We start from the raw sequence: 26500 nt of genomic DNA on the forward strand, positions 1-26500 counted from the left end.
TCGCAAGGACTCGGAAAGGAGTCGGAAACGACTCGGCGAACGGCTCATGGAACAGCTCGCGGAACAGGTCCTTCCATCGTCGCCGCACAGCGGCCCGGAGGGGCGAGTCCGCTGCTTACCGTTGTGTGACGAAGCACCCGCAGCTTATTGCGAACATCCTGCAATAAGCTTTCCGGGTCGAGTCGCCGAGCCACCGGGGGAAGTCGTGACCACCGTCGTCCGCGAACACCTTCCGTTTCCCGCCGCCGAACTGGTCCGGGCCTGGGTCACCGGCTGGGCACCCGCCCGCGAGCTGCCGCCGCCGGTCGAGGTCGCCGGCGGATTCCGGTTGCACGTGGGCCTGCCGGGCCATCGGGTGCGGTACGTGCTCTTCGACGTCGATCGGGTGGCCGAGCTCGCGCGGACCCGGACCGCTCCCGGGACCTGGATCAAGGTCCTCGCCCCGGCCGAGCGGGTACGGCAGGACCTGACGCCCGCGTGGATCGTGGGCGAGCCGGAGTATCCGATGACCGGGCCGCTCCGGCGGGCGACGGCGAGTGCACCGAGCGGCTACACGATCGAGGTCGAGTCGACGGGCGAGGTGATCCTTGTTCGGCTGCGCGCCGCCGATGGCGACGTCGCCGCCTACGGGCGGATCGCGGTGACCGGGGAGACCGCGGTGGCGGACCGGATCGGGACCGAGGCGGCGCACCGGCGTCGGGGCCTGGGCAGCGTGGTGATGACCGCCCTCGGTGACGCCGCCGCCGCGCGGGGCGCCCGGACCGGGGTCCTGGTGGCGAGTTCGGACGGGTTGGCCCTGTACAGCACGCTGGGCTGGACGCGGCACGGCGTACTCACCCCGGCGTGGATCCCGGAGCCGGAGCCGGAGTCGACCTCGGCACCGGCTCAGCCCCGGCCCGCCAGGTAGGCCCGCTTCACCTCCGCCCAGCGCAGTTCCCGGGCGGGGGTCAGCCGGCCGCGCAGTTCGGCCAGTTTGAGCAGGTTCGCCTCCGCGTCCGTGGTCAGCGTCTGAGCCTCCGCTGCGTAGTGGTCGTCCACCAGCGTCTCGACCTCGGCCTCGTCCAGCACCGGCAGGAGCCGCTCGGCCAGCCTGTTGGTGTCCCGGTAGGAGCCCTGGAGCCGGAACGGCGGTTCGGTGCGGGCCGACTCGGACTGCGCCGCCGAGGCGATGTAGGCCCGGTTGACCGCCAGGACCGTCTCGCCCACGTGCAGCAGTCGGCGCAGCACGGCCACGATGCGATCCAGTTCGGTCGGATCGTACGGGTGGGCGAGCCGCTCCGGGCGCGCCGCGACGTCGCCGCGGGCGAGCCGGACCAGCAGTTCCAGGTCGCCGCGCTCACGACCGGCGATCGGGGCCAGGATCGGGTTCGCGGTCAGTGCGTTCTCGATGTGACTCAGCGCGAACAGCTCCTGCCTGCCGCCGAGCACGTCGCCCAGGTTCCACACGTCGGCCCGGTTGGCGAGCATGTCCGGGATCCGAAAGCGGGCGCCGGACTCGGTGTACGGGTTGCCCGCCATGCACACCGCGAACCGCTTGCCGCGCAGGTCGTAGCTGCGCGCCTCGCCCGCTCGAACGCCCTCGATCCGGCGTTGCGCATCGCACAGCGAGACGAATTTCTGCAGGAGTTCGGGCGAGACGTGCTGGATGTCGTCCAAGTGCAGCAGCACGTTGTTGCCCAATTCCAGCGCGAAGCCGATCTTCTCGATCTCGCGCCGCGCGGCGGCGTCCGGTGCGGCGGCCGGGTCCAGGGACGTGGTGCCCGGCCCCAGGGCCGGGCCGTCGATCCGGATGAACCCCAGGCCCAGGCGGGCCGCGACGTACTCCAGGAGCGTGGTCTTGCCGTAGCCGGGCGGCGACAGCAGGAGCAGCAGGCCCTGGCTGTCGGTGCGCCGTTCGTCGCCGGCCGCACCCAGTTGCCTGGCCAGGTTGTCGCCGATCAGCGGCAGGTAGACCTCGTCGATCAGCCGGTTGCGGACGAAGGTCGGCAGCACTCGGGGCGTGTGGGCGTCCAGCCGCAGCCGCTCGCGCTCCGCGGCGAGCAATCGCGCGCGAGTGCGCTCGTAGGCTTGCCGGGCGGGCACCCTGACCCGGCGGAACTCGTCGGTGCGCAGCAGGAATTCGTCCAGTCGCAGGTCCAGCGTGCCGCCGCGGGCCAGGCGCGGGTGGCTGCCGAGCAGGCCGGTCACGGTGGTCGTGAGCAGCGCGTCAACGGGGTGTCGGTCCAGCGCGTTGCCGCACACCTCGATCGCGATCGCCTCGGGCAGGTCCGCGGGCGGGCCGGCGTCGAATCGGTCGGTGTAGGCGCCGAGCCATCCGGAGACCAGTTGGTGGCGGGCTGCGAGGTCGTCGCCGAGGGCGCGCAGATCCTCGGCGAAGTCCTTGGCGGCTGGTGAGCCCGCACCGCCGAGCGCCGAGCGGAAGTCGGCGAGCAGGGTCCGGGCCGCGGCGCCGGTGGCGAAGCGCGGTCCGCCGGCCGCGAGTTCCTCGACGAGGTAGGTGCCGACCGCGTCGCCGGCGACGATCGGTGCGGCGAAGGTCGTGGTCAGGAACTCGGCCGCCCGCTCACCGAGTTCGGTGGCCAGATCGCGCACGGCCGGCACCGGGCCGAAGGTCTCCCGGGCCCGGGCCAGCGATTGTGCCCGGACGGTCCACGGACCCCGGGCATCCTCCCGGGCGCCGTAGGCCCAGAACAGCTGAGCCGCCGCCCGGACGTCCGGCGTGAAGCGCAGCAGTCCGGCGCCGGCCCGCAGCCGCAGTACGGCCGCCAGCAGCGCCGCCGCGTCGTGGTCGTGCACTCCTCGGTCGTAGCCCTCGCCATGCCGGGGCAGCGCGATCCGGCGCACCTCGGCGAGCAGATCCTCGGCCGACGGGGTGGCCGACGGTGGGAGGTGGGTCTCGGCCAGCACCAGCGCCGCGAGGTATTCGGCCCGGTAGACCTGCGGCGACTCGGAGCCGAGCGGCTGGCCCACAAAGGCCCGGTGTGCGGCGGGCAACGGCTCGCGCAGCGGCGCGCGATAGTCGGTGCCGGTGATCGCGAAGGCCAGGCCGTCCGCATCCGGGACCAGGGTCAGCTCCATCGGCCGCTCGTGCACCGCGAACCGGTGCCGACCCAGTCGTACGGTGCCCGCCGCGTCGTAGAGTTCGGCCCGGTCGCGCAAGGCCCGGGCGGCCTCCTGGCGAGCGGCCTTGAGCCGACCCTCCAACTCGCCCGCCCGGACCGGGTCGCCGAGTCGGCGCAGTTCCTCGGCGGTCGAGCGGACCTTGCCGACCAGCGCGTCGGAGGCGAACCAGGTGTTGATCTCGTCGGTGCTCGCCAAACCGGTGACCCGGCGGCCGATCGTGGTCAGGATCCGCTGCGCCGAGTCGATCAGCCGGGCACTGTGCCGGGCGCGCTCGTCCAACCGGGCCTGCTTGCGCGCGGAGAACGCGTCGTGGACGCGCTCGCGCTCGGTGTCGATCCGGGCCAGGTGCTCGTCGAAGGTGCCGAATCGGGCCTCCAGGTTCTCGATCCGGGCCAGCAGCCGGCCGAGTTGTTCGTCGCAGTCCTCGGGATCGACGGCGGCGGACAACGCGCCGACCACGGTCTGCTCCAGGAGCGCGATCTCGGCGGCGAATTCGGCGCGTTGTTCGGCGTCGAGCAGCTCGCGTCGGCGGGCCTGGAGCGTCGCGCGGGCCCGGTTGATCCCGCCGAGCACCTCGCCGATCCGGGTCAGGATCGCGGTGCGCACGGTGGCGTCGGTGCCCTCCAGCGTGCCGACCACCTCGGTGACGATCCGCAGGCCGTCGGCCTGTTCGTCGATCCGCTCGGTCAGTGCGGCCGATGCGGCGACGGTGCTCGACACGGCGGCCTCGGCGGCCAGCTCGTCGACGGTCCGGTGGGTGTCGGCGAACGCGTCGTCGTCGGCCAGGAAGGCGACCGCACGCCGGCCGGTCGCGGCAAGCTCCTCGACCAAGGTCGCGTCGAGGTCGTCCAGGGCGCCGGCGTCCACGTAGCGAATGTCCCGAAGGGTGGCCAACCGACCCTGTTCACGCCGGAGTTCGGTGAGCTGCCGGACACACGCCGAGGCGCTGTCCGGGTGTTCGCCACGCACCCGCCGGGTCAGCGTGGTGGTGTTCGCGGCGGCCTCCTCGACCGCGTCGGCGGCGATCCGCCGCTGGTCGAGCACCCGACGGAACTCCTCGACCACATCGCCCGCAGTGCTCCGGACGGCGGCCAACGGCAGGGCGAGCAGTCCGAGTTCGGGATCGGCGAGCCAGTGGTGGGTGTCCTCGACCCGGGCCGCGGCCGCGGCGATCGCGGCGAAGACCGCCGTGGTGGGGGCCATCTCCTCGGCCATCGCAGCGATCGAGAGGCAGTCGGCGATGCCGCGCACCAGCTCGGGGTTGCCGATCCGGGCCAGCGGGCCGGTGCCGGCGGGTCGGGCCGCCGCGTACGCGTCGGAGGTGTACGGCGTGCGCCACACCTGGAGCGGGTGCACCCGGCCGGGCTCGGCGCCCGCCACACGCAGCACCGCCATCGTGCCGTCCGGAAAGAGCGCCCGGCCGTGTCCGACGATCGGGGCGGCGGCCTCCTCGCGGATCACGTTGTAGGACAGCAGCACGGTGCGACCCTCGGCGCGGGCGTGGAACACGTACAGCACGTCCTCGCCGTTGGGCGAGCGCACCGTCGACTCGAACTCCAGGTCGGTGGTGTCGATGTCGAACGTGCGCGCCGTGCCGGTGCTCAGGTAGTAGCCGCCGGGGAAGACGAGGCCCTGCCCGTCGGGCAGTCGCCGGCAGGCCGCCCCGACGCCGTCCAGGCGCAGCACCTCACCGGTGCGGGTGTTGTGCACCAGATGCCGCCACGCGTCCTCGTGGTACGGGCGCACCCGCACCAGCAGCAGCGGGCCGACCCGGGCGTACTCGACGTCCGCGTCGGCCAGCGCCTGGAGCGGATCCTCGACCGGTTCGGCGTACACGCCCTCGGCGCTCTCGGTGTCGTCCACCAGCTTGACCGTGAGCCGGCCGTCGAGGGTGGACACATACAGCGTGTCCGCGACCGCGATGTGCGGATGCCGGCCCGGGGCGTGGTCGGCGCGGGTGCTCGCGGTCCAGGCGAAGTCGTATGCCGGCGGGAAGACGTGCTCGCGCTCGCCCTGGGCGTCCAGGTAGGTCGGGCTGCCGTCGGAACCGATCCGCCAGCGCAACACCCGGATGTCGGTCAGCCGTTCGCCGACCCGGAAGACCGCGAGCAGGTGTGTGCCGGTGTCGCGCAGTTGCAGCAGTCGGGCGTCGCGGAAGTAGCGGAAGAGCTCGGTGAAGTCCTGCCGGAAACGGGCGTCGTCGAGCAGACCCGGCACCGCGTCCGGCGGCGCCGGGGCGAAGCCGTCGGGTGTGCGCCGGTGCAGCGCGAACACGTCGGCCGGCCGGACCGGTTCGCCCGGATCGCCGCCGGCCTGGTAGCCGATCAGGAGCAGGCCGCCGACCTGGACGATGTCCCGGGCCGAGGTGGCGCGTTCGGTGTGCACCCGGTGGGTGTCGGTCAGGTCGAGCGTGCCGGCGCCGTAGGTGTGCACCCGGCGCTCGTTCAGTGCCCCGGCCCGCGCCCCCAGGTCGCGGGCCGCGCCCAGGAGCCGGTCGCGCAGGACCTCGTACGTCCCGGGCTCGGTCTCGGGGCCGCCCACGACCGGGGCTGGGCTGCTCACGTTCGGGTCGACTCCTCTGTCGTCACGGGTGGTCGGCGGGTTCGGCGACTACTTGCCGGCACCGTTGAGCTGCGCGGGGGCCACCAGATCGGCCAGTCGGGTGTCGCCGAGTCCGCCGGCCCGCACCGATTCGAGCAGGCCCTTGAGCACGGCGGTCTGCGGGCCGCCGCCGGCGATCAGCGCGCCGAGCGCGCCGGCCAGGGTGAGGTCGCGCACGCCGCCCGCACCCAGGCCGGTGACCATCGTGCCGAGGTCGTCGGTGAAGGTGGAGGTGTTCGGGTCCAGCCAGGCGCCGGCCATCGCGCGTACCGTGTCCGAGCGGCCGACGAACGCGTCCACGCTCTTCCCGGCCGCCATCGCGCCCATGATCCGGTCGAAGAACATGCTGTCCCCGCCGACGATGTCGATCCTGGCGTTCTCCAGGCCGGTAGCCAGCACCGTCGCCTGTGCCTCGGCGATCTGCCGGTCCACGTCCAGGCCGGCCAGTCGGATCTCCTTCTCCGCCTCCAGACGCAGCCGGTATTCCTCGTGCACTCGGCTGGACTCGTCCAGAGCGGCCATCGCGGCGGCCTTCTCGGTCAGGCCCTCGGCCTCGCCCTTGAGTCGCTCGCGCAGCCCCTCGGCACTCGCGAGTGCCTTCCTGCGGGTCACCTCCGCCTCGGCGTGGCCCAGCTTGGCCACCGCCTCGGCCATCCGCTCCTGCACCTCGGCCTCGGCCAGGCCGACCGCCGCCGCCTCGGCGCGCTTGCCCTCGGCGCCGCGGATCGCGGCCTGGGTGTCCAGTTCGGCGGACTTGCGCCGGGCCTCGGCCAGGGTGAGCTGCTCGGCCGCCCGGTGTCCGGCCGCCTGCTCGGCGGCCTCGGCCGCCTTGATGTCCTTGACCAGCCGCTCCTGCGCCTCGGCTTCGGCGCGGATGACCAGCGCCTGGCGCTCGCGCTCGGCCTCCTCCACCAGTCGCAGCTTCTTGATCTCCTCCTCCTGCGCGGCGACGGTGCGCTCGACCGCGATCCGCTCGCGGATCACCTCGGCGATGTCGCGCTTCTCCGCCTCGACCTCCTTGTCGCCGGCGATGCGGCGCAGCTGGGTCTCCCGCTCCCGGGCGATCACCTCCAGGAGGCGGTCCTTCTCGATCCGCTCGTTCTCCACCGCGATCACCCGCTCGCGGTTCTTCTGCGCGACGGCCACCTCGCGTTCGCGGTTCTCGTTCTGAACCCCGATCGCCTCCTCCGTCTTCATGTGTGCACTTTGGGCGCGCAGGCGCTCCTCGGCCTGCACACGCGCGGTCTCGGCCTCCTCCCGGGCCCGGCTGATCTCGATCTCGCGGCGCTGCTTGATCTCCGCGTCGGCCTGCCGGCGCTCGAGTTCGAGCACCGTCTCCCGGGCCTCGACGTTCTGCCGGGTCATCTCCTTCTCCTCGGTGCGCTGGTACTCGTTGGTGCGCACGTGCTCGATCGCGGTCAGCTCGGTGATCTTGCGAATGCCCTGGGCGTCCAGGATGTTCGCGGCGTCGAGCTGGCTCATCGGGGTCTGTTCGAGGAAGTCGATCGCGGCGTCGTCGAGGTGGTAGCCGTTGAGGTCGGTGCCGATCACCGCGAGGATGCGGTCCCGGAACTCCTCGCGCTTGGTGTACAGGTCGACGAAGTCGAGCTGCTTGCCCACGGTCTTGAGCGCCTCGGCGAACTTGGCGGCGAAGAAGTCCTGGATCGCGGCCCGATCGCTGGCCCGGTCCGCGCCGATCGCCTGGGCCACCTTGATCACGTCCTCGACGGTCTTGTTGACCCGGACGAAGAAGTAGATGTGGATGTCCGCCCGGATGTTGTCCTGACAGATCAGGCCCTCGCGGCCGGTCCGGCGAATCTCGATGGTCTTCACCGAGATGTCCATGGTCTCGGCCCGATGCAGCACGGGCAGCACCACGGCGCCGGTGAAGGTGACGTCGACCGTGTTCGCCTTGGAGATGATCAGGGCCTGGCCCTGTGACACCTTGCGGTACAGCCGGGTCACGGCCAGGAACACGACGAGCACGACGAGCAGGACGACGGCGACGAGCACACCGATGCCCACGGTGATGGCATCCATCAGTGAAATCCCTTGGTAGAACGGGACGTTGGTTGGCGAGCAGGCGGCTTCGCGAAAGGCTGGGTCGTGGCGGTCCGCACGGTTTTCGGGCCGCCACCGGGGGGCCGGGGTGTCGTGGCCCGGGCCGATCAGCGTGCCGTGCGGTCCGGGTCCAGCGCGCTGTCGAAGCGGGTGACCCGGAAGAACTCGCCGGCCGCGTCGTAGTCGAAGATCAGCGCGGTGCTGCCGGAGACCAACCCGCTCTCGTCCGTGCGCACCTGGAGGATCGCGGTCGAGCCGTCCTCGGCCCGGACCTCGGCCTGGCCGAAGTCCAGACCTACCCGACCGGTCCGGATCAGGCAGGTTCGGCCGACGAAGTCGGCCCGTACGGAGGGGCGTTCGGGCGGCAGGAAGCGCCGACCCAGGGCCCGCACGAGGCGCGCGGTGAGCAGGCCGAGACCGAGCGCCGCAGGAAGCGCCGCAGCGCGCAGCCACCAGCGGTCGGTCAACGCGGTCCCGACCAGACACACGAACCAGGTCACCGCGATCGCGAACGAGATGGTCACGGTGATCGGTACGCCGGCGGTGTCGCGTGGGTCGTGGCCTCCATGACCCACGTGGCCACCGTGACCGTCATGGCCCCCGTGGGCCCAGGGCCCGCCATGATGACCACCCCCATGGCCCCCGTGGCCCCCATGACCCACGGCGACACCGCCGAGCAGCACCAGCAGCCAATAGGCCGCCACCACGACGAGCGCGAAGCTGAACAGAACGGCTGGAAACGCCAGTGCCGCCCGCACGAAATCCCCCACCGTTCCACCCCCTCGGCCCGCCGTGCGCCGACATCGTGGCACCGGCGGCAAGGCGTGCGCATTGCCGGATGCCGGCAGTGTTGACGCCTGCTTGATATCCGGCACCGGACCCAGGGCAGGCATGATCGAAGCGGGGCGCGATCGAAGCGGGGCGCGATTAAAGCGGGGCGCGATTAAAGCGGCATACCCGGCCAGCCCAAGAGCCGGGCGCCCAGGGCTGCGGTCTCCAGGGTGTAGCGCTGGAGCGCGTCGCCGGGGTCGTATCCGGTCAGCGTGCGAATCCGCTCCAGTCGATAGGACAGCGTGCGCACGCTGATCCGCAACCGGCGGGCGGCCTCGGCATTGACGTAACCCGCCCCCGCACACGCGGTGATCGTCTCCAGGAGCGGGCCCGCGCCGCCGCGCGCGTGCACCAGCGGACCGAGCGCGCTGCGGACCAGGTCGGCCATCGCCGCCCGGTCGCGCATCAGCACCGGGAAGACCAGCAGGTCGCCGGCGTCCAGCACGCTGCCCGGCAGATCCAGCCGCGCGGCCAGGTCGAGCGCGCCCAGCGCCTCCTCGTACGACGACACCACGCCGCTCGCTCCGGAGTGCGGTCGGCCCAGCGCGACCCGCTTCGCGCACTCGTGGCCGGTGCCGGTCCGGGTCGCATATCGGGCGAACGCGGTGAGCACCGACTGCTCGTTGTCCGCCGCGATGCACACGAGCCGGCCGTCCTTGGTGGTCAGCAATACGTCGCGCTCGCCGAACCGACCGATCAAATCGCGCTCGACCCGGCGGACCAGCGGATGCACCTCGTCGTAGTCGCTCGTGCCCACGGCCACCGCGACCGCGTGCGCCCGGGCCAGGCGCAGCCCGAACCGCTCGGCGCGCTCGGCAAGCCGTCCCGGGTCGCTTCGGCCGTAGAGCAGGTCGTCGATGAACTCGCGACGTGCGGCCTCCTCCTGGCGAACCGCGAGCCGGCGCGCGTGCGCGTGCCCCACGCCGAGAGCGGCGATCGCCGCGTCCAGCGCGGCCAGCACCGCGTCCCCACCCCGGACCGCGTCACTCACACTCGGCGCACGCCCGATGCCCGGCAGCGTGCCCCACGCGCGGCGCGTCTCGCGCAGGTACAGCCCGACCAGGGGACGCCAATCGTGCCCGGCCTCCGCCGCCCGCTCACCCGACGCCGCCAGCGCGTCCAACTCGGCCCGACGCAGCAGCCGCCCGGTCCCGGAGACCTCGCCGAGCAACTCGGCCCACCCGTCCGCGAACTCGACGGATATTCCGTCGCCGCTCTCCACTCCCGGTCCCCCCGAAGCCCCACCACGTTGTCGAATATCCGACGCCGAAACGCTACCAACATTGCCGATTCCCGGCAGCGACCGGGCTCGAGTCATGGTGTGGTCGCGGCTGGGCACCCAGCGCACCGAACACGACGTGCCCGCCTGCTCGGCTCCTATCCGACGCCGCGTAGACGGCTGTTCGCCGAGTGGACGGCCGGCCTGCTGCCGACCGTGCCGGTCGGACTCGCCTCGGCCATTCGCATGGTGGTCGCGGTCGACTCCCCGGGTCCGGCCGCGTGGGCCGCCCGGCGCAATGCCGATCCCGTCCCTCAGCCGATCAGTTCGGAGACGATCGGCACCAGGGCGCGAAATGCCTTGCCCCGGTGGCTGATCGCGTTCTTCTCGGCGGCGCTCAGCTCGGCGGCGGTACGGGTGTCGTCGGCGACCCGGAGGATCGGGTCGTAGCCGAAGCCGCCGGTGCCGCGCGGTTCTCGGGTCAGGGTGCCCTCGAATCGGCCCTCCACCACCCGCTCGGTGCCGTCCGGCAGGGCGAGCGCCGCCGCGCAGGCGAACCACGCGGCACGGTGCTCGTCGCCGATGTCGGACAACTGCGCGAGCAGCAGCCGCAGGTTGGCCGCGTCGTCGCCGTGCGTGCCGGCCCAGCGCGCGGAGAAGATGCCGGGCATTCCGTTGAGTGCGGCCACGCACAGGCCGGAGTCGTCGGCGATCGCCGGAAGTCCCGTGGCCTGCGCGATGGCGTGCGCCTTGAGCAGGGCATTGGCCGCGAAGGTGAGACCCGTCTCGGGCACGTCGGGGACATCCGGATAGGCGTCCATGCCGACGAGTTCCACATCGAGCCCGGCATCCTTGAGGATCTGCTGGAGCTCGACGACCTTGTTGGCGTTGCGTGTGGCGAGTACGAGACGGCTCATGCGGCCAAGCCTAGGCTCGCGGCGGCCGCGGATCGAATCCGGACCGCCCTGCGGGCCTGCTACTTCACACAGATCGTGGTCAGGTTCTTCGCGCCGTTGATCAGCGGCTGCAAGTCGCTCGCACTCAGACTCCCGCCGTTGGCCGCCTTGGTGCTGAGCTGGGTGATCACGTCACCGAGGCCGTTCGCCGCGTTCTTCGCGTCGTTCGAGTCCAGGTCCTTGGTCTTGTCGTTCAAGGTCTTCTGCAGCTTGTCGAGCGCCTTGCCGGCGGCAGCCGGGTCGTTCAGCACATTGCCCAGCGTGGAGATGTCGTTGGTGAGGTCGGTGGCCAGTTCGGCACACGAAATGGCCTGCTGCGCCTGTTCACACGCGGCGGTGGCGAACAACGCGCCCGCCATGACGGTGGCCGCGATCGTGGTGCGCAGGACCCGGCGGGAACGGTACGTGGCGCGGAACATGGAGCTCCTCGTCAGGGACGGGCCGATCGGCCCGGTCGTGGCTGCCGCTGATCGGGATGATCAGGTGCCATGACCGTACTGGTGTCCGGCCCCGCGACGGGCCGACGGTGGCACACCCGATGCGTGCCGGTTGCGCGTACGTGACACTCGCAACCGGCACGTGACCACCATGTGCGGTGGTATGCCGGGGAAACAACCACCGGACCCGATTCCGGACGCTTCGGCGGATTCGTCACCCGCTCGGCGGTGGCGCTCAGGACTCCAGGGCGAGTTGCTGAAGCATCGTCAGTTCCTCGCAGCCCCGCGCGCCCAGGTCGAGCAGGCTGTTCAGCAGCGCGCGGTCGAACGGCTCCTTCTCCGCGGTGCCCTGCACCTCGACGAAGCGCCCGTCACCGGTGCACACGATGTTCATGTCGGTCTCGGCGCGGACGTCCTCCTCATACGGGAGGTCGAGCATCGGCACGCCGTCGATGATGCCGACGCTGACCGCCGCCACCGAGCCGATCAGCGGGTTGGCGCCCTTGCGGGTGAGCTTGCGCTCACGCGCCCAGGTCACCGCGTCGGCGAGCGCGACGTAGGCGCCGGTGATCGCCGCGGTCCGGGTGCCGCCGTCGGCTTGGAGCACGTCGCAGTCGAGGTGGATCGTGGTCTCACCGAGCGCCTTGGTGTCGATCACCGCACGCAGCGAACGACCGATCAGCCGCGAGATCTCGTGCGTACGCCCGCCGATCCGGCCCTTGACCGACTCGCGGTCGCCGCGCGTGTGGGTCGCGCGCGGCAACATCGAGTACTCGGCGGTGACCCAGCCCTCTCCGCTGCCCTTGCGCCAGCGCGGCACACCTTCGGTGACGCTCGCGGCGACCAGGACGCGCGTACGACCGAACTCGACGAGGACCGAGCCCTCGGCGTGGTCGAGCCACTTGCGCTGGAACGTGACCGGGCGGAGCTGGTCGGGGGTACGGCCGTCTACTCGTGACATGGACCCAGCCTAAGCGGTGCCAGGCGCGGTTTCGGACCGCCCGCCCGGCGCGCCTCAGACCGTGTGCGAGGCGTCCGGCAGGGCCAGCTCGACGGCGCCGGAGAAGGTCTTGCGGGCGTCGTCCAGATTGCGCCCGCGGCTCGTCCACGGCGGGATGTGGGTGAGCAACAGCCTTCCCACGCCCGCCCGTTCGGCATGCTCACCGGCCTGTCGGCCGTTCAGGTGCACGTGTGGCAGGTCCTCCCGACCGTACTCGAAGGACGCCTCGCACAGCAGCAGGTCGGCGCCGCGCGAGATCCGTACCAGGTCGTCGCTGACACCGGTGTCGCCGGAGTAGACGAGCGATCGGTCGCCGACCTCGATCCGGTAGGCATACGACTCCACGGGGTGCGGCATGCGGTCCGCGGTGATCCGGAACGGGCCGACCTCGAACGTGCCGGTGACCACCGTGCGGAAGTCGAACACGTCGCCCATCCGCCCGTTGTCGATCGCGCCCTCGACGTCGTACGCGCGCGCGATCCGCTCGTGCGTGTCGGCCGGTCCGTACACCGGCAGCCGAGGCAGTTCACCGGCCGGGCAGTACTTGCGGGCCACGAAATAGCAGGCGAGGTCGAGGCAATGGTCCGCGTGCAGGTGGCTGAGCAGCACCGCGTCGACCGAGGCGAGCGTGGTGTGCCGTTGCAGGGCGCCGAGTGCGCCGTTGCCCAGATCGATCAGGATCCGGACCCCGTCGGCTTCCAGGAGGTAACACGAGCAGGGGCTGTCCGGCCCGGGGAAGCTGCCGGAGCAGCCGACGACGGTGAGTTTCACGTGAGGGCTCCGAGCGCGTCGACGTGCGCGAGTTCGGGGCCGAGGAACCGGCGACCTACGTCGCGGAACTGGGCGGGATCGCCCGTGGTGAGGAATTGGTGGTCGGGCGCGGCCCGCCCGACGTCGCGCATCAGGCCGCCGGCCGCGAGTGCGCGGTAGACGTCCTTGGCGGTCTCCTCCGCGCTGGAGATGAGCGTGACCTGCTCCCCCATGACGTAGGAGATGACACCGGTGAGCAACGGGTAGTGCGTGCAACCGAGGATCAACGTGTCCACGCCCTCGGACACCACCGGATCGAGGTAACCGCGGGCGGCCTTGAGCAGTTCGTCGCCCCCGGTCACCCCGCGCTCGACGAACTCGACGAAACGCGGGCACGCCTGGGTGGTGAGCCGGATGTGCGGCGCCGCCGCGAACGCGTCCTCGTAGGCCATCGAGGTCTTGGTCGCCTGCGTCGAGATCACCCCGACCCGCCCGTTGCGGGTGGCCGCCGCGGCCCGCCGGGTGGCCGGCTTGATCACTTCGATCACCGGGACGGCGTACCGCTCGCGGGCATCCCGCAACATCGCGGCGGACGCGCTGTTGCAGGCTATGACGAGGATCTTGACCCCCTCGTCCACGAGCCGATCCAGGCATTCCAGCGCGTATCGGCGCACCTCCGCGATGGGCCTCGGCCCGTAGGGCTGCCGCGCGGTGTCGCCGAGATAGCGGATCGGCTCGTTCGGAAGCTGGTCGAGCACGGCCCTGGCCACGGTGAGGCCGCCAAAGCTGGAGTCGAAGATTCCGATCGGCGCGTCGTTGGATGCGAATGCCACTCCCCGAGAGTACGCAGTGGAGGGGTACGTCCCGGTGCACAACGGGCATGGGGGTGACCGACGTCATATATATGAAGGCGGCCTCCGGCCGCTCTCCTCGCAGGCTCGTCGATCACTGGTCGACGATCAAGTCGTGGGCGCCGACGCGCCGAGGGTGGGCCGAGTCGGCGTCGCGGTCGGGGCCGGCCGAGCGTGTGAGCGGTCGGCCACGCCGTCGATTTGGCGTCGCCGTCGGGCAACGGGGTGGGCCGGTAGGCGAGTTGGCGCGGCGCTCGTGACGGGCCGCGGCGGCGCGGCCGGCAGGCCCGTGGTCCCGACGCACGGGAGGGCTCAGGCGGCCTTGATCGGGCCGGTGGCGAGCGCGCGGGCCGCCGGGCGCGAGAGCCACCACGCGGAGGCCAGGTGCACGGTCGCACCCATGGCGCCGCCGATCGCCAGAGCAGGCGGGTTCGTGCCGGGCGACGGGTACGCAACGCCCTGGTCGGTGCCCTGCCGCACGCCCCGACCGATAAGACCCCGGGCAGCCGCTCCGCCTGCCCACCGGATCGCGAGCGTGCCGCATCGCGGCCCCGAAAACCGATCGCCCCCGGCGCCGGGAATCGGCACTCGGGGGCGACGGACGCTCGGGGCGAGGAGAGGGAACCCGTTCGGGGCGACGGAATGGGCCCCGCTCGAAGCTCAGGCCCGCAGGCCGACCCACACCAAACTCAAGCCCACAACTGACCCTGCAGGCCCTCGACCGCAGCCTCGGTGGTCTCGGCCGTGTAGATCCCGGTGGACAGATACTTCCATCCCGCGTCCGCGATCACGAACGCGATGTCCGCGGACTCGCCCGCCTTGACCGCCTTGCGCGCGATCCCGAGGGCCGCGTGCAGCACCGCGCCGGTCGAGATGCCCGCGAAGATGCCCTCCTTCGCCAGCAGTTCCCGGGTACGCCGAACCGCGTCGGCGGAGCCGACCGAGTAGCGCGTGGTCAGCACGTCGGCGTCGTACAACTCCGGCACAAAGCCCTCGTCCAGGTTGCGCAGGCCGTACACGACGTCGTCGTAGCGCGGTTCGGCCGCGACGATGGTCACGCCCGGAACCTTCTCCCGCAGGTAGCGGCCGACGCCCATCAGCGTGCCGGTGGTGCCCAGACCGGCCACGAAGTGGGTGATCGTCGGCAGGTCCTCGAGCAGCTCGGGCCCGGTCGTGGCGTAGTGCGCATCCGGGTTGGCCGAATTGCCGTACTGGTACAGCATCACCCAGTCGGGATTCTCGGCCGCGAGTTCCTTGGCCACCCGTACCGCGGTGTTGGAGCCGCCCGCCGCCGGCGACCCGATGATCCGTGCACCCCACATGCGCAGCAGCTCGCGGCGCTCCTCGGAGGTGTTCTCCGGCATCACGCAGACGATCCGGTAACCCTTGAGCTTGGCCGCCATCGCCAGCGCGATGCCGGTGTTGCCCGAGGTCGGCTCCAGGATGGTGCAGCCGGGGGTGAGCAGCCCGTCCCGCTCGGCCGCCTCGATCATGTGCAGGGCCGGGCGGTCCTTGATCGAACCGGTCGGGTTGCGGTCCTCGAGCTTGGCCCACACCCGCACGGTCGGTGACGGCGACAGATTCGGCAGACCGACCAACGGGGTGCGGCCCACCGAGTCGAGCAGCGATTCGTAGCGCATCAGATCGAGCCGCCGGCGACCGCCGGAAGAATGGTGACCGTGTCGCCGTCGTCCAGCTTGGTGGTGAGCCCGCCGGTGAACCGCACGTCCTCGTCGTTGAGGTAGACGTTGACGAAGCGGCGCAGTTCGCCGTTCTCTTCCACCAGGCGGGCGCGCACGCCCGGGTGCCGGGCCTCCAGGTCGACCAGCAGGTCGGCGATCGTGTCGCCGGAGCCGGGTACGGCCTTGGCGCCGTCGGTGTAGGTGCGAAGGATGGTCGGGATGCGGACCTCGATGGCCATGGATGCGCTCCTCTGGTGGTGACTCGAACGGAGAGAACGCAGTCCGGACGCGGGCCGCGCCCCGGCCGCTCCGGCGGAGACGGTGGAGACCGTGGGGGCGGGGGGATCGTTCGCATGCGCCGGTGCTGCGGGCTTGCCTGCTGCCTGGGGTGCCTGGGGTGCCGATCCGAAAGCGGGATCAGCCCACGCGCGCAGCGCGACAGAGGGCGCTGGAGAGTCGGCACAGATCGACGTGCAGGCGCGCGACGAGAAGCACGCCCGGGGCACCGCCCGGCACCGCTTCCGTCGTATTCACGCCCGCATAACGCATATGGTCATGCTAGCCATTCCCCCGGTCCGCTCCGATGTGATCTCGCATACCGGAACAGGCCATACCGACAGGTGAGACGCGGCGATCGCGAACGCCCACCATATCGGTCACACTCTCCCGAATCACCCGACCCGCGAAGCCGCCGACCGGATCAACCGGGCGGCGTCGGCCCGGAGCGTCGGCCCACCGGATCAATATGCCTCCACCACGCTGACCTCCTCCTCGGTGATCACCCCGTCGACGATCCGGTACGACCGGAACTCGTACGTCTCCTCGTCCCGCGTCGACACCAGCACGTAGTGCGCGTTGGGCTCGGACGCGTACGACACGTCCGTGCGCGACGGGTACGCCTCGGTCGCGGTGTGCGAGTGGTAGACGATCACCGGCTCCTCGTCGCGGTCGTCCATCTCCCGGTAGAGCTTGAACAGGTCGGCCGAGTCGAACTCGTAGAACGTGGGCGACCGCGCGGCGTTGAGCATCGGGATGAACCGCTCGGGGCGGTCGGTGCCCTCGGGCCCGGCAACGACGCCGCACGCCTCGTCGGGGTGGTCGGCGCGGGCGTGGGCGACGATCCGATCGCGCAGGGCTGCGGTGATGGTGAGCATGCCCCGAGCGTACTGAGCGCCTCCCGGACCCGCGCGACACCTCGGCCCCACCGCCCGTGACCCGGCCGCGGATCAGATCTTCATCGGCTTCCCGCGCCGCGCCGGGATGTATGCCGCCACCAGGAACACCACCCAGATCGGCACCACGTACAACGCGATCCTGGTGTCCGCGGAGAACCCGAGCAGGACCACCACCATCGCCAGGAAGGCCAGCACCACCCAGCCCGTGTACGGCGCACCCGGCATCCGGAACCCGTGCCCCTCCAGCCGACCCCGGTCCACCGCACGCCGGTAGCGCATCTGGCAGGCGACGATCATCCCCCACGTCCACAGCGCACCCACGGTGGCCACCGAGGTGATGTACATGAACGCCTTGTCCGGCACCAGCGCGTTGATCAGTACGCCGGCGCCCATCACGATCGCCGACACGGTGATCGCCATCGCGGGCACCCGATGCGAGCTGAGCCTGCTCACCTGCGGCGGTGCCTGCCCCTCGACGGCGAGCGTGCGCAACATCCGGCCGGTCGAGTACAGACCCGAGTTGCACGAGGACAGCGCGGCGGTGAGCACGACGAAGTTGATGATCGCGGCCGCGGCCGGGATGCCCACCCGGTCGAAGACCAGCACGAACGGGCTCTCCTTGGCGTGGAAGTCGGTCCACGGCGCGAGCGACAGGATGATCACCAGGGCGCCGATGTAGAACAGCCCGATCCGGAACGGGATGGTGTTGATCGCGCGCGGCAGCACCCGCTCCGGCTCCTGCGCCTCGCCGGCGGTGACCCCGACCAGTTCGACGCCCAGGAAGGCGAACATCACGATCTGGAGCACCATCAACGTCTCGCCGACGCCGTTGGGCGCGAACCCGCCGTCCGACCACAGGTGCGAGACGGACGCCTGGTCGCCGGCCTCGCCGAAGCCGAACATCAGCACGCCGATGCCGACCAGGATCATCCCGATGATCGCGGTCACCTTGATCATCGAGAACCAGAACTCGAACTCGCCGAACAGCTTGACCGAGATCAGGTTGGCGGCGAACAGCACGACCAGGACCACCAGCGCGGTGACCCACTGCGGAATCGAGGGCCACCAGTACTGCACATAGACGCCCGCTGCGGTGATCTCGGCCATCCCGGTGACCACCCACATCACCCAGTACGTCCAGCCGGTCACGAAGCCGGCGAACGGCCCGAAGAACTCCCGGGCGTACTCGGCGAAGCTGCCCGCCACCGGGCGATACATCAGCAGTTCGCCCAGCGCGCGCATGACGAAGAAGATCAGTACGCCGGCCACCGCGTAGGCCGCGATCAGCGAAGGTCCGGCCTTCTCGATCGCACCACCCGCGCCCAGGAAGAGCCCGGTGCCGATCGCGCCGCCGATCGCGATCATCTGGATCTGGCGGCTGTCGAGTCCCCGTTCGTACCCTTCTGTGTCGACACTCGGTTCGGCCGTACTCGCGTTCGATTCGGCCTCGGTGTCCGTCATGATGTCTCCCGTTCGTTGGTACGCAGGCCGTATTACCAACGAACACGAGGGGAAACCCGGATTCCGATCGATCCGGCGTGTCCCTTTTCGACGGATACACCGCGATCACCGGTGCGCACCACACGGCCTCGACCGCGACTTCGCGCTGTGCGGCCCCGGGCCCGCCGCAGCGCCGCGTGCCCGGCACACCGATCGCTACAGCGCGTCGAGCAACGAGTCCTGCAATCCGCCCAGCCAGTGGAAGACCGCGAACAGCCAGCGCCGCGGATCGTCGTCGGCCAGCTTGGCCTCGAACGCCTCCATGTCCTCGGTGACTTCGAGCCGGGTGCCGATCACCAGACGCAGGTCGTTGAGCGTGCCCAGCCAGGCCTGCACGCCCTGTGGGTCGAGCACGACGCGGTGTTCGCCGCCCTGCACGCGCAACTCCTCGGCGTCCGCCGGTTCGGTCAGGTCGACCAACTCGGCCAGGTCGGCCAGCACGATCCGCGCGTTGTCCCGCTTGCGCAGCCGCAGGTCGGTCTCGGTGTAGCGGCGGAACTCGGCCGCCGCCTCGGCGTCCTCGGCGTAGGCGTCCGGCAGCAGCCGGGCCAGCGCGGGGTCGTCGGGGGTGACCGGCGCGTCGGTCGAACCGAGCCCGGTCAGGCCCAGCTCGGCGGCCAGCGGATCGGTCGCGTCATCGTCGGGCGAGACCATCTCCACCAGTTGACCGCACAGATCGGCCAGCACTCGCACGTGCATGTCCTCCAGGACGATCTCCGGTCGACCCGAGCGTCCGCGCATGAAGAGGCCGTTCACAGGCTGTGCAACTCCCGGAGAGTGTGGGGCGGGAACCGGAGGGGCCGGCGGGACGAGCGAACCGAGCGAATCGAGCGAATCGAGCGAATCGAGTGAGTGTCACTAGTCGTGCTGAATGGTGGCCCACAGGCCGAAGCCGTGCATCGCGGTGGTGTCCCGCTCCATCTCCTCGCGCGTCCCCGCCGAAACCACGGCCCGACCCTTGTTGTGCACGTCGTGCATGAGCTTCTCGGCCTTCTTCTTCGGATAGCCGAAGTAGGACTGGAAGACGTAGGTCACGTACGACATCAAGTTGATCGGGTCGTTCCAGACGATGCACACCCAAGGGGTCTCCGCCCGGACGTCCTCGTCGGGCTTCTGCTTCTCGACCTCGATGGGAGCGACACTCATGGGTCCCATGCTGCCATCCGGGCTGAGCCCGGGCGAACCGGCTCGACGAGAGCGATCGGGCCCGGATGTGACCCGGGGCGTACCCGTCACCCCTCCCGTACGGCAAAATCCCGCCCATGTCCTCTGCACCCGCACCGGGTTGGTACCCGGATCCGGAGATCACCGGCCACATCCGTTACTGGGACGGCGGTGCCTGGGTGCCGGACAGCAGTCGGCCGGCCGAGGAACCCGGCCGGCCCGCCGCCGAACAACCGGACCGGGACGCACAGTCCGACACCCCCGAGGCGATCGAGCAGGGCGGCCGGGTGATCCGAGGCGAGGTGCTGTCCGCGCGTACCGGCGGGTTGTACGACATGTCCTCGACGGGCATGTACGCACCGCCGCCGACCACCGCGCCCGGACCCGCCGGCCCGAACGACGCGGGTGCGGCACATTCCGGCCCGACCGGTCCCACCGGCCCGACGCCCGGCACGACCCCGTCGGACGCCGGGGTGCCGCCGCAGCGCGCGGCCGAGGAGCCGGGTCCGTGGCGACCGGTCCAGGCCGACATCTTCGGCAGCAACGAGCGACGTCCGGCGAACCTGGGTCGGCGACTGCTCGCCCGGATCGCCGACGCGCTGGTGCCGCTCGCGGCCGGTGTCGCGGTCGGCATCCCGCTCGTCCCGGACGCGATCGAGCACATCCGCGACAAGATCGACCGGGCCCGCTACGAGGGCCGCGACACCACCATCTGGCTGATCGACGGCACCACCGGAACCGCGCTCGCCGTGGTGCTCGGCACCGTGCTCGTGGCCGCACTGCTGTACGAGGCGCTGCCCACCTGGAAGTGGGGCCGCTCGCTCGGCAAGACCCTGTTCGGCCTGCGTGTAGCCGATCTGGACAGCCACGACACCCCGTCACTGTGGCAGTCGGTGCGGCGATGGTTGGCGCTCTACGTCCCGGGCGTGTTCGTGGTCGGGGTGTTCGGCGCGCTGTGGGGGCTGTTCGACCGGCCGTGGCGACAGGGGTTGCACGACAAGGCGGCACGCACGTTCGTCGCCCGGGACTGAGCGGCACCTGTCGCTCGGCGCCGTCACCAGTCCCCCGCCCCATCCACCACCCGTCACCCATACAGACGCGACACGCCCTGGTTGCCGGACACGTCACGCTTACGTCAGCCTTTGTCCGCTCTACTCAGATATATGACAGGTAATGCGCCACCTCCGCCGCCGGGCCCGTACGGTGACGACCCCTCGGGCAACCCATTCGGGCAGCAACCGCCGCCCGGTCAACCTCCGCCGGGGCAACCGCCGTACGGGCAGGACCCGACCGGGCAGTATCCCTACGGTCAGGGCGGCCCCCACGGTCAGGACCCCTCCTACGGCGCCGGTCCCGGGGGCGGGGGCGGCGGTTACGGCGCGAGCCCCACGCTCGGCAGTCCGCTGCGGCGACTGCTCGCGCGGATCATCGACAGCCTCATCGTCGGCGTGGTCGCGGGCCTGATCTCGTGGCCGGTCACCGACAACGACTACAACGACGTGTCGTTCGGCGCGCAGTTCACCTCGGGGCTGATCTTCTCGCTGCTGTACTTCGTCTACGACGGCTTCCAACTCGACCGGTTCGGCCGCACGCTCGGCAAGCGGGCGTTGGGCATCCGGGTGGTGCGGGTGGCCGACGGCGGGCCCATCAGTGGATCGATGGCATGGACCCGCGCCGGCGTATACACGTTGCCCTTGATCGTGCCCTGCGTGGGCACGATCTTCTGGCTGGTCAACGTGTTGTGGCAATTCTGGGATCAGCCGTGGCACCAGTGTCTGCACGACAAGGCCGCTGGGACCACCGTCATCCGCGGGTCGTGAACCGGGACGGGTGATGCCGTGCGCGTATGCCGAGCACTGCCGTCGTCGTGCCGAGCGCGACCCCGATGCCCATGGCGACGGCAGCTCCCGCCACGGTGCGCGGCTCCCAGGTCGCCAATAGTGAGACCGTCAAGACGATCGTGACGAATACGCCGTAGCCGAGTCGGAAGAAATCTCCTCTTGCCACGACGCACCACCTCCCCTGCACCCCTTTGTGCACGCCCCCCGCTCTCACGCTACTGCTCGACCGGCGCAATGTAACCATTCGATTGCGATCGGGATTTATCGGTCTCGACTCCGGGCACCTTCTCGCGACCGGCCGAAGCGGTGATTTCGCCCAGGAGCGCCCGAGATCCGGAGAGCCCACGTGAACCCCAGGCACGTCACCCCTGCCGTCGTCGTCGCGCTGTGCGCACTGCTCGTCCTGTCCGCCGCACCGGCCGCGCCGAGCCGGGCAGCCGATGCCCCGCCCGAACACACCACCGACTCCGGGTCCTTCCTCGAACGCGACGACGACCTGCCGCATCCGTTCACCGAGCGACGCAGACAGCGGCGCGACGCGGCGGTGCAGGCGATCACCGAGAAGCCCGGACTCACCACGCGCACCGTGCCGGCGGGCAAGGCCGGCATCGCGGAGGCCCGCCCGCCCGCCGACGCGCGGGTGTTCGTGATCCTGGTCGAGTTCGGCGATCGCCTCGACGCGCCGAACGGGCAGCGGCACAGCACCCGGCCGGGGCCTCGGCACGGCACGATCCCGGCGCCGGACCGGGCCCAGGACACCACGACGATGTGGCGATCGAGCTACGAACGCGACCACTACCGGGACCTGTTCTTCGGGCCGGGCACGGCCGCGCCCTCGCTGGCGTCGTACTACCGTCGCCAGTCCGCGGGCCGCTACTCGATCGACGGCGAGGTCGCCGACTGGGTCCGGGTGCCGTACAACGAGGCGCGCTACGGCAACGACGGGTGTGGCCGCAACGTGTGCCGGGACGTGTGGGATCTGGTCCGGGACGCGATGAAGGTCTGGTACGACGGCCGATTGGCCCAGGGGCTGACCGCCGCGCAGGTCCGCGAGCAGCTGGCCTCGTTCGATCGGTGGGATCGGGACGACTTCGACGGCGACGGCGACTTCGACGAGCCGGACGGCTACCTCGACAACGTGGAGATCGTGCACGCCGGCGTGGACAAGGCCCAGGGCGGCGGTGAACAGGGCCGGGGCGCGGTGTGGTCGCACCGGTGGTACGCGTACGCGGACCGGGTCGGCCGCACCGGTCCGGCGGCGAACCGGTCGGGCGGCACGCCGATCGGGGACTCCGGGATCTGGGTCGGCGACTACACGATGCAGTCGGAGAACGGCGGATTGGGCGTGATCGCACACGAGTTCGGGCACAATCTGGGCCTGCCGGATCTGTACGACCGGGGCAACTCGACGGACGGCCCGCCCGGATTCTGGTCGCTGATGGCCCTCGGCGGGTATCTCGGCGACGAGGACGGCGCGGGCTCGCTGCCGGGCTCGCTGTCCGCCTGGGACAAGCTGCAACTGGGCTGGTTGGACGTACGCGTCGTGGATCGCACCCGCAAGACCGTGGTCCAGCTCGCGCCGAACCAGTCCACCGGAGACCCGCAGGCACTGCTGATCCCGCTGCCGCCGCGGCGCGGCAGCGATGCGAAACGCTGGTACCTCGTGGAGAACCGGCAGTACGTCGGCGCCGACACCGCGCTCGTGGCCGGCCCGTACCAAATCACCTCCGGCAAGCGGTTGGCGACCCACTTCCCGTACGGCGAGGGCGTGCTGATCTGGCTGTGGGACACCTCGTACACCGACAACGACGTGACCCGGCACCCCGGCGAAGGCCTGATCCTGCCGGTCGACATCCACCCGGCCCCGCTCCTGGACCCGAACGGCAAACCCCTGCCCACCCGATTCCAGACCGCCGACGCCGCGCTGACCGCCACGGACGAACGAACCTCCGCGATCAACCTGGGCCGCCTGGGCAACTTCCCATCCCGCCCCGGCGTCCCAACCTTCACCGACAGCACCGAATACTGGTCCGCCACAGCCCCCGACACCGGCGTAAAGACCCCCGACACAGGCACCAAAATCACTGTCGAAGGCCCCACCCGCACCGGCAACGCAACAAGACTCACAGTAGGCCCCACCCCCTGACCCAACCCCCTCGAAACCCCAGCCCAAACACCTCCATCGCCCCGACACCCACTTGAGGCCCCCCAGCCCGCCCGGCGCTTGAGGGCCAATCAGCCCGGCCGGCGCTTGAGGCCACCCAGCCCGGCCGGCGCTTGAGGGCAAACCAGCCCGGCCGGCGCTTGAGGCCAACCCGCCGCCGCCAAGCCCGAGTGCCTCAGGGCAAAACCGGCTCCCCCACAAGAACCACCCCGGCCCCCCGAAGCTCGGCAAGCGCATCAGCCGTGGTCCCCGCCGCCACCCCCGCCGTCAACCCCAACAGCACCCGCGTCGAAAACCCCTCCCGCACCGCATCGAGCGCAGTGGCCCGCACACAGTGATCCGTCGCGATCCCGACCACGTCCACCTGGGTCACCCCGCGCGACCGCAGCCAGTCCGCCGGCGACGTACCGTCCGCAGCCGCCCCCTCGAACCCGCTGTAGGCGGCCGCGTGCGCGCCCTTGGAGAAGACCTCCTCGACCCGCCCCGACTCGACCACCGACGCGAATGCCGGGTGGAACCGCGCCCCCTCGGTACCGACCACACAGTGCACCGGCCAGGTCCCCACATAGTCCGGCGTCGCCGAGAAGTGCGCCCCGGGATCCACGTGGTGGTCCCGCGTGGCCACGATGTGCGCGTACGCCGGCGTCTCCGCGTGCACCGGGTCCGGCGGCTGCTCGGCCGCGTTCGCCACGACGTGGTGCCGGATCGCCTCCGCGACCGCCGCCCCGCCCGCGACCGCGAGACTGCCTCCCTCGCAGAAGTCGTTCTGTACGTCGACCACGATCAATGCCCGGGTCATCGCTGCGTGCCTCCTCGTGACCGGCCCGTCGAGTCCGACGGGCCCACTCCGCGTCTACTCGTAGATGGTCGGAAGTACCGGTTCCCCGCGGGAGAGCTGCGTAGCCGAAAGCGGCAGCTCCTCACGCGAACGCGCGTGTCGCGCGCGCGCCGCCGACAGCGGCTCGCGCCCGACGATCTCCCCGTCCACGACCAGCGGAACCAACAATTCCCGCTCGCCCGGCACCGCCTCCGCATCGGCCCGAAACGGCCGCAGCACCTCGGCCTCGGCCACCCCGTCCGCGTCGTAGCGCCGCACCGCGCTCTTGCGACCGCCGTGACTCGGCTTGCCCGGCGACTTCTTGGCCACCGCCACCAGCGGCGCGTCAGGCGCGTTGCTCATCGCGCGCGCGACCAGCTTGTAGACCAGCGACGCGGTCGGCTGCCCCGAGCCGGTGACCAGCTGGGTACCGACCCCGTACGCGTCCACGGGAGCCGCACGCAGCGAGGCGATCGCGTACTCGTCGAGGTCGCTGGTGACCACGATCCGGGTCTTGACCGCGCCGAGCTCGTCGAGCTGGGCCCGCACCCGGTGGGCGAGCAGGAGCAGGTCGCCCGAGTCGAGGCGGACGGCGCCGAGTTCGTGCCCGGCCACCTCCACTGCGGTGCGCACCGCACTCGCCACGTCGTAGGTGTCCACGAGCAGCGTGGTGTCCGCGCCGAGTGCGGCCACCTGCGCCGCGAACGCCTCGCGTTCGTCGTCGTGCAGCAGGGTGAACGCGTGCGCGCTGGTGCCCCGGGTCGGGATCCCGTGCCGCTGCCCGGCACGCAGGTTCGAGGTACTCGCGAAGCCGCAGATGTACGCGGCCCGCGCCGCGGCCACCGCGGCCTCCTCGTGGGTGCGGCGCGAGCCCATCTCGATGCACGGCCGCCCGGCGGCGGCCGACGTCATCCGGGACGCGGCGGCGGCGACTGCCGCGTCGTGGTTGAGGATCGACAGGATCAGCGTCTCCAGCACCACCGCCTCCGCGAAGCTGCCCTCGACCACGACCAGCGGCGAACCGGGGAACCAGCACTCACCCTCGGCGTAGCCCCAGATGTTGCCGGTGAACCGATAGCCGGCCAGCCAGTCCAGCGTCGCCGGACCGACCACGCCGGCCTCGCCGAGGAAGCGCAGCGTCTCGTCGTCGAAGCGGAAGTTCTCGACCGCGTCGAGCAGCCGCCCGGTGCCGGCCGTCACGCCGTAGCGTCGACCGTCCGGCAGTCGGCGGGAGAAGACCTCGAACACCGAACGGCGATGCGCCGCACCGCTGCGCAGTGCGGCTTCGAGCATCGTCAGCTCGTAGTGGTCCGTCAGCAAGGCCGTGGTTGCGGTGTCCATGTCGTCAGCATAACACGATTACTCGTCAGTTTGACGATTACTCTCAAGAGTGGTGCGCATCACGGAAATTCACCCGATTATGGCCGCATTTCCACCGCTCCGCGCCCGGCGCTGGTCCAGCCGGTCCTCCTCCGGTGTCGGCGCCCACGTCGAGCCGTTGATGTGCGTGCCGCCGCCGACGAACAGCGTGTTGCCGGTGACGTAGCGCGAGTCGTCACTGGCCAGGAACAGCGCGGCCCCGCCGATGTCGGTCTCCGGGTCGCCCATCCGACCCATCGGATTGGCCGACTCGGCGACCGCGGCGGCCTCCGGGTTCGCCTTGGCGTAGGCGGCGAACGCCTCGGTCTTCGCCCCGGGACAGATCACGTTGGCCCGGATCTGATGCGGCGCCCACTCGCGCGCGGCCGAGCGGGTCAGCGCCCGAAGCGCCTCCTTGCCGACGTTGTACTCGGCGGTGAACCGGTGCGCGTTGACACCGTTCAGACTGGCGATGTTGATCACGCTGCCGCCACCCGCGTCCCGCATCGGCTCGAACGCCGCGCGCATCGTCCACCATCCGGCCCACAGGGCCATGTCCAGACCGTGCCGGAGCATCTCGTCGGTCTTGTTCTCCAGGCGATTGATCCGGCCGCCGCCCCACGCGTTGTTCACCAGCGTGTCCAGCCGGCCCCACCGGGCCAGCGCGGCCTCGACCAGGCCGACCGCGTCCGCCTTGACCGTGACGTCGGCGACGACCGGGAGCGTGTCGACGCCGAACGCGTCGGTGATCTCGGCGGCGACCCGATCCGCCGACTCGGCCCGGATGTCGTTGACCAGGATCCGGCACCCCTCGGCCGCGAACCGCCGGGCGATCCCGCGCCCGATGCCCGCCCCGGAGCCGGTGATCACCGCGACGTGGTCCTGAAGACGTCCTGCCATGGCGCTGCCTCCCACGTTGATCGTTTGCGTCCGTGGGTATCCGCAACAGCCGTACAAAACAAGGGCTTC

25 protein-coding genes are annotated in these 26500 nt (G+C 71.0%); 4 read left to right on the plus strand and 21 right to left on the minus strand.

Annotated elements, in window-relative coordinates:
- Positions 1-205 precede the first annotated feature (205 nt).
- The gene (locus ABZS54_RS13320) at positions 206-907 is read left to right on the plus strand and encodes a GNAT family N-acetyltransferase (protein WP_355534268.1); all 702 of its coding nucleotides are present in this window, start codon (positions 206-208) and stop codon (positions 905-907) included.
- On the opposite strand, the gene ABZS54_RS13325 is transcribed toward ABZS54_RS13320, so the two are convergent.
- From ABZS54_RS13325 to clpS, 17 genes are all read right to left on the minus strand, one after another.
- Positions 886-5685, minus strand: coding sequence for a DNA repair ATPase (locus ABZS54_RS13325; RefSeq protein WP_355534270.1), 4800 nt, complete (start codon positions 5683-5685; stop codon positions 886-888). The two genes, ABZS54_RS13320 and ABZS54_RS13325, sit on opposite strands and share 22 nt — an antisense overlap.
- A 48-nt stretch (positions 5686-5733) precedes the next feature.
- Complete coding sequence (locus ABZS54_RS13330; protein WP_355534272.1) at positions 5734-7764, minus strand: flotillin family protein; 2031 nt, start codon at positions 7762-7764, stop codon at positions 5734-5736.
- A gap of 128 nt (positions 7765-7892) precedes the next feature.
- Entirely contained in the window at positions 7893-8360 is a 468-nt protein-coding gene (locus ABZS54_RS13335) for a hypothetical protein (RefSeq protein WP_355534274.1), read from the minus strand.
- A 368-nt stretch (positions 8361-8728) separates the two neighbouring features.
- The gene (locus ABZS54_RS13340) at positions 8729-9838 is read right to left on the minus strand and encodes a helix-turn-helix domain-containing protein (RefSeq protein WP_355534276.1); all 1110 of its coding nucleotides are present in this window, start codon (positions 9836-9838) and stop codon (positions 8729-8731) included.
- Between the two features lie 311 nt (positions 9839-10149).
- Positions 10150-10752, minus strand: a complete 603-nt coding sequence (rdgB, locus tag ABZS54_RS13345) for an RdgB/HAM1 family non-canonical purine NTP pyrophosphatase (protein ID WP_355534278.1) — start codon at positions 10750-10752, stop codon at positions 10150-10152.
- A 59-nt stretch (positions 10753-10811) separates the two neighbouring features.
- A complete protein-coding gene (locus tag ABZS54_RS13350) occupies positions 10812-11210 on the minus strand; it encodes a hypothetical protein (RefSeq protein WP_355534280.1) in 399 nt (132 codons plus the stop codon).
- A gap of 253 nt (positions 11211-11463) precedes the next feature.
- Positions 11464-12189, minus strand: a complete 726-nt coding sequence (gene rph / locus ABZS54_RS13355; protein WP_355534282.1) for a ribonuclease PH — start codon at positions 12187-12189, stop codon at positions 11464-11466.
- A gap of 54 nt (positions 12190-12243) precedes the next feature.
- A complete protein-coding gene (locus ABZS54_RS13360) occupies positions 12244-12999 on the minus strand; it encodes an MBL fold metallo-hydrolase (RefSeq protein ID WP_355534283.1) in 756 nt (251 codons plus the stop codon).
- Positions 12996-13811, minus strand: coding sequence for a glutamate racemase (murI, locus tag ABZS54_RS13365; protein WP_355534285.1), 816 nt, complete (start codon positions 13809-13811; stop codon positions 12996-12998). The genes ABZS54_RS13360 and murI overlap by 4 nt, the downstream gene beginning before the upstream one ends.
- A gap of 330 nt (positions 13812-14141) precedes the next feature.
- The gene (locus tag ABZS54_RS13370; protein ID WP_355534287.1) at positions 14142-14309 is read right to left on the minus strand and encodes a hypothetical protein; all 168 of its coding nucleotides are present in this window, start codon (positions 14307-14309) and stop codon (positions 14142-14144) included.
- A gap of 209 nt (positions 14310-14518) precedes the next feature.
- Positions 14519-15469: a cysteine synthase gene (locus ABZS54_RS13375; RefSeq protein ID WP_355534289.1), complete on the minus strand. Its 951-nt coding sequence runs from the start codon at positions 15467-15469 to the stop codon at positions 14519-14521.
- Positions 15469-15750 (minus strand): ubiquitin-like small modifier protein 1, encoded by a 282-nt coding sequence (locus ABZS54_RS13380; RefSeq protein ID WP_355534291.1) that lies wholly within the window; start codon positions 15748-15750, stop codon positions 15469-15471. The genes ABZS54_RS13375 and ABZS54_RS13380 overlap by 1 nt, the downstream gene beginning before the upstream one ends.
- Positions 15751-15928: 178 nt before the next feature.
- Positions 15929-16027 carry a putative leader peptide gene (locus tag ABZS54_RS13385; RefSeq protein WP_321184084.1) on the minus strand — a complete coding sequence of 33 codons (99 nt, stop codon included), beginning with the start codon at positions 16025-16027 and terminating at the stop codon, positions 15929-15931.
- A gap of 224 nt (positions 16028-16251) precedes the next feature.
- Entirely contained in the window at positions 16252-16665 is a 414-nt protein-coding gene (locus ABZS54_RS13390) for a M67 family metallopeptidase (RefSeq protein ID WP_355534293.1), read from the minus strand.
- A gap of 72 nt (positions 16666-16737) precedes the next feature.
- The gene (locus tag ABZS54_RS13395) at positions 16738-18147 is read right to left on the minus strand and encodes an amino acid permease (protein WP_355534294.1); all 1410 of its coding nucleotides are present in this window, start codon (positions 18145-18147) and stop codon (positions 16738-16740) included.
- 195 nt (positions 18148-18342) lie between these two features.
- Complete coding sequence (locus tag ABZS54_RS13400; protein ID WP_355534296.1) at positions 18343-18942, minus strand: DUF2017 domain-containing protein; 600 nt, start codon at positions 18940-18942, stop codon at positions 18343-18345.
- 102 nt (positions 18943-19044) lie between these two features.
- Positions 19045-19332, minus strand: coding sequence for an ATP-dependent Clp protease adapter ClpS (gene clpS, locus ABZS54_RS13405; RefSeq protein ID WP_355534298.1), 288 nt, complete (start codon positions 19330-19332; stop codon positions 19045-19047).
- A gap of 116 nt (positions 19333-19448) precedes the next feature.
- On the opposite strand from clpS, the gene ABZS54_RS13410 reads away from it, so the two are divergent.
- Both ABZS54_RS13410 and ABZS54_RS13415 read left to right on the plus strand, forming a co-directional pair.
- Entirely contained in the window at positions 19449-20381 is a 933-nt protein-coding gene (locus ABZS54_RS13410) for an RDD family protein (RefSeq protein ID WP_355534300.1), read from the plus strand.
- Between the two features lie 132 nt (positions 20382-20513).
- Positions 20514-21170: an RDD family protein gene (locus ABZS54_RS13415; RefSeq protein WP_355534302.1), complete on the plus strand. Its 657-nt coding sequence runs from the start codon at positions 20514-20516 to the stop codon at positions 21168-21170.
- Here ABZS54_RS13415 and ABZS54_RS13420 read toward each other — a convergent pair.
- Positions 21154-21357, minus strand: a complete 204-nt coding sequence (locus ABZS54_RS13420) for a hypothetical protein (RefSeq protein WP_355534304.1) — start codon at positions 21355-21357, stop codon at positions 21154-21156. The genes ABZS54_RS13415 and ABZS54_RS13420 overlap by 17 nt on opposite strands.
- A 180-nt stretch (positions 21358-21537) precedes the next feature.
- Here ABZS54_RS13420 and ABZS54_RS13425 point away from each other — a divergent pair, with 180 nt between their 5' ends.
- The gene (locus ABZS54_RS13425; protein WP_355534306.1) at positions 21538-23337 is read left to right on the plus strand and encodes an immune inhibitor A domain-containing protein; all 1800 of its coding nucleotides are present in this window, start codon (positions 21538-21540) and stop codon (positions 23335-23337) included.
- 193 nt (positions 23338-23530) lie between these two features.
- Here the strand turns inward: ABZS54_RS13425 and ABZS54_RS13430 are convergent, their stop codons facing one another.
- The 3 genes from ABZS54_RS13430 to ABZS54_RS13440 form a co-directional block, all read right to left on the minus strand.
- Entirely contained in the window at positions 23531-24154 is a 624-nt protein-coding gene (locus tag ABZS54_RS13430) for an isochorismatase family protein (RefSeq protein ID WP_355534308.1), read from the minus strand.
- A gap of 54 nt (positions 24155-24208) precedes the next feature.
- Positions 24209-25513 carry a nicotinate phosphoribosyltransferase gene (locus ABZS54_RS13435; protein WP_355534310.1) on the minus strand — a complete coding sequence of 435 codons (1305 nt, stop codon included), beginning with the start codon at positions 25511-25513 and terminating at the stop codon, positions 24209-24211.
- 69 nt (positions 25514-25582) lie between these two features.
- On the minus strand, positions 25583-26431 hold the full coding sequence (locus tag ABZS54_RS13440; protein ID WP_355534311.1) for an SDR family oxidoreductase: 849 nt from the start codon (positions 26429-26431) through the stop codon (positions 25583-25585).
- Positions 26432-26500 lie beyond the last annotated feature (69 nt).

This window comes from Embleya sp. NPDC005575 (genome assembly GCF_040605455.1).
Classification (GTDB): domain Bacteria; phylum Actinomycetota; class Actinomycetes; order Streptomycetales; family Streptomycetaceae; genus Embleya.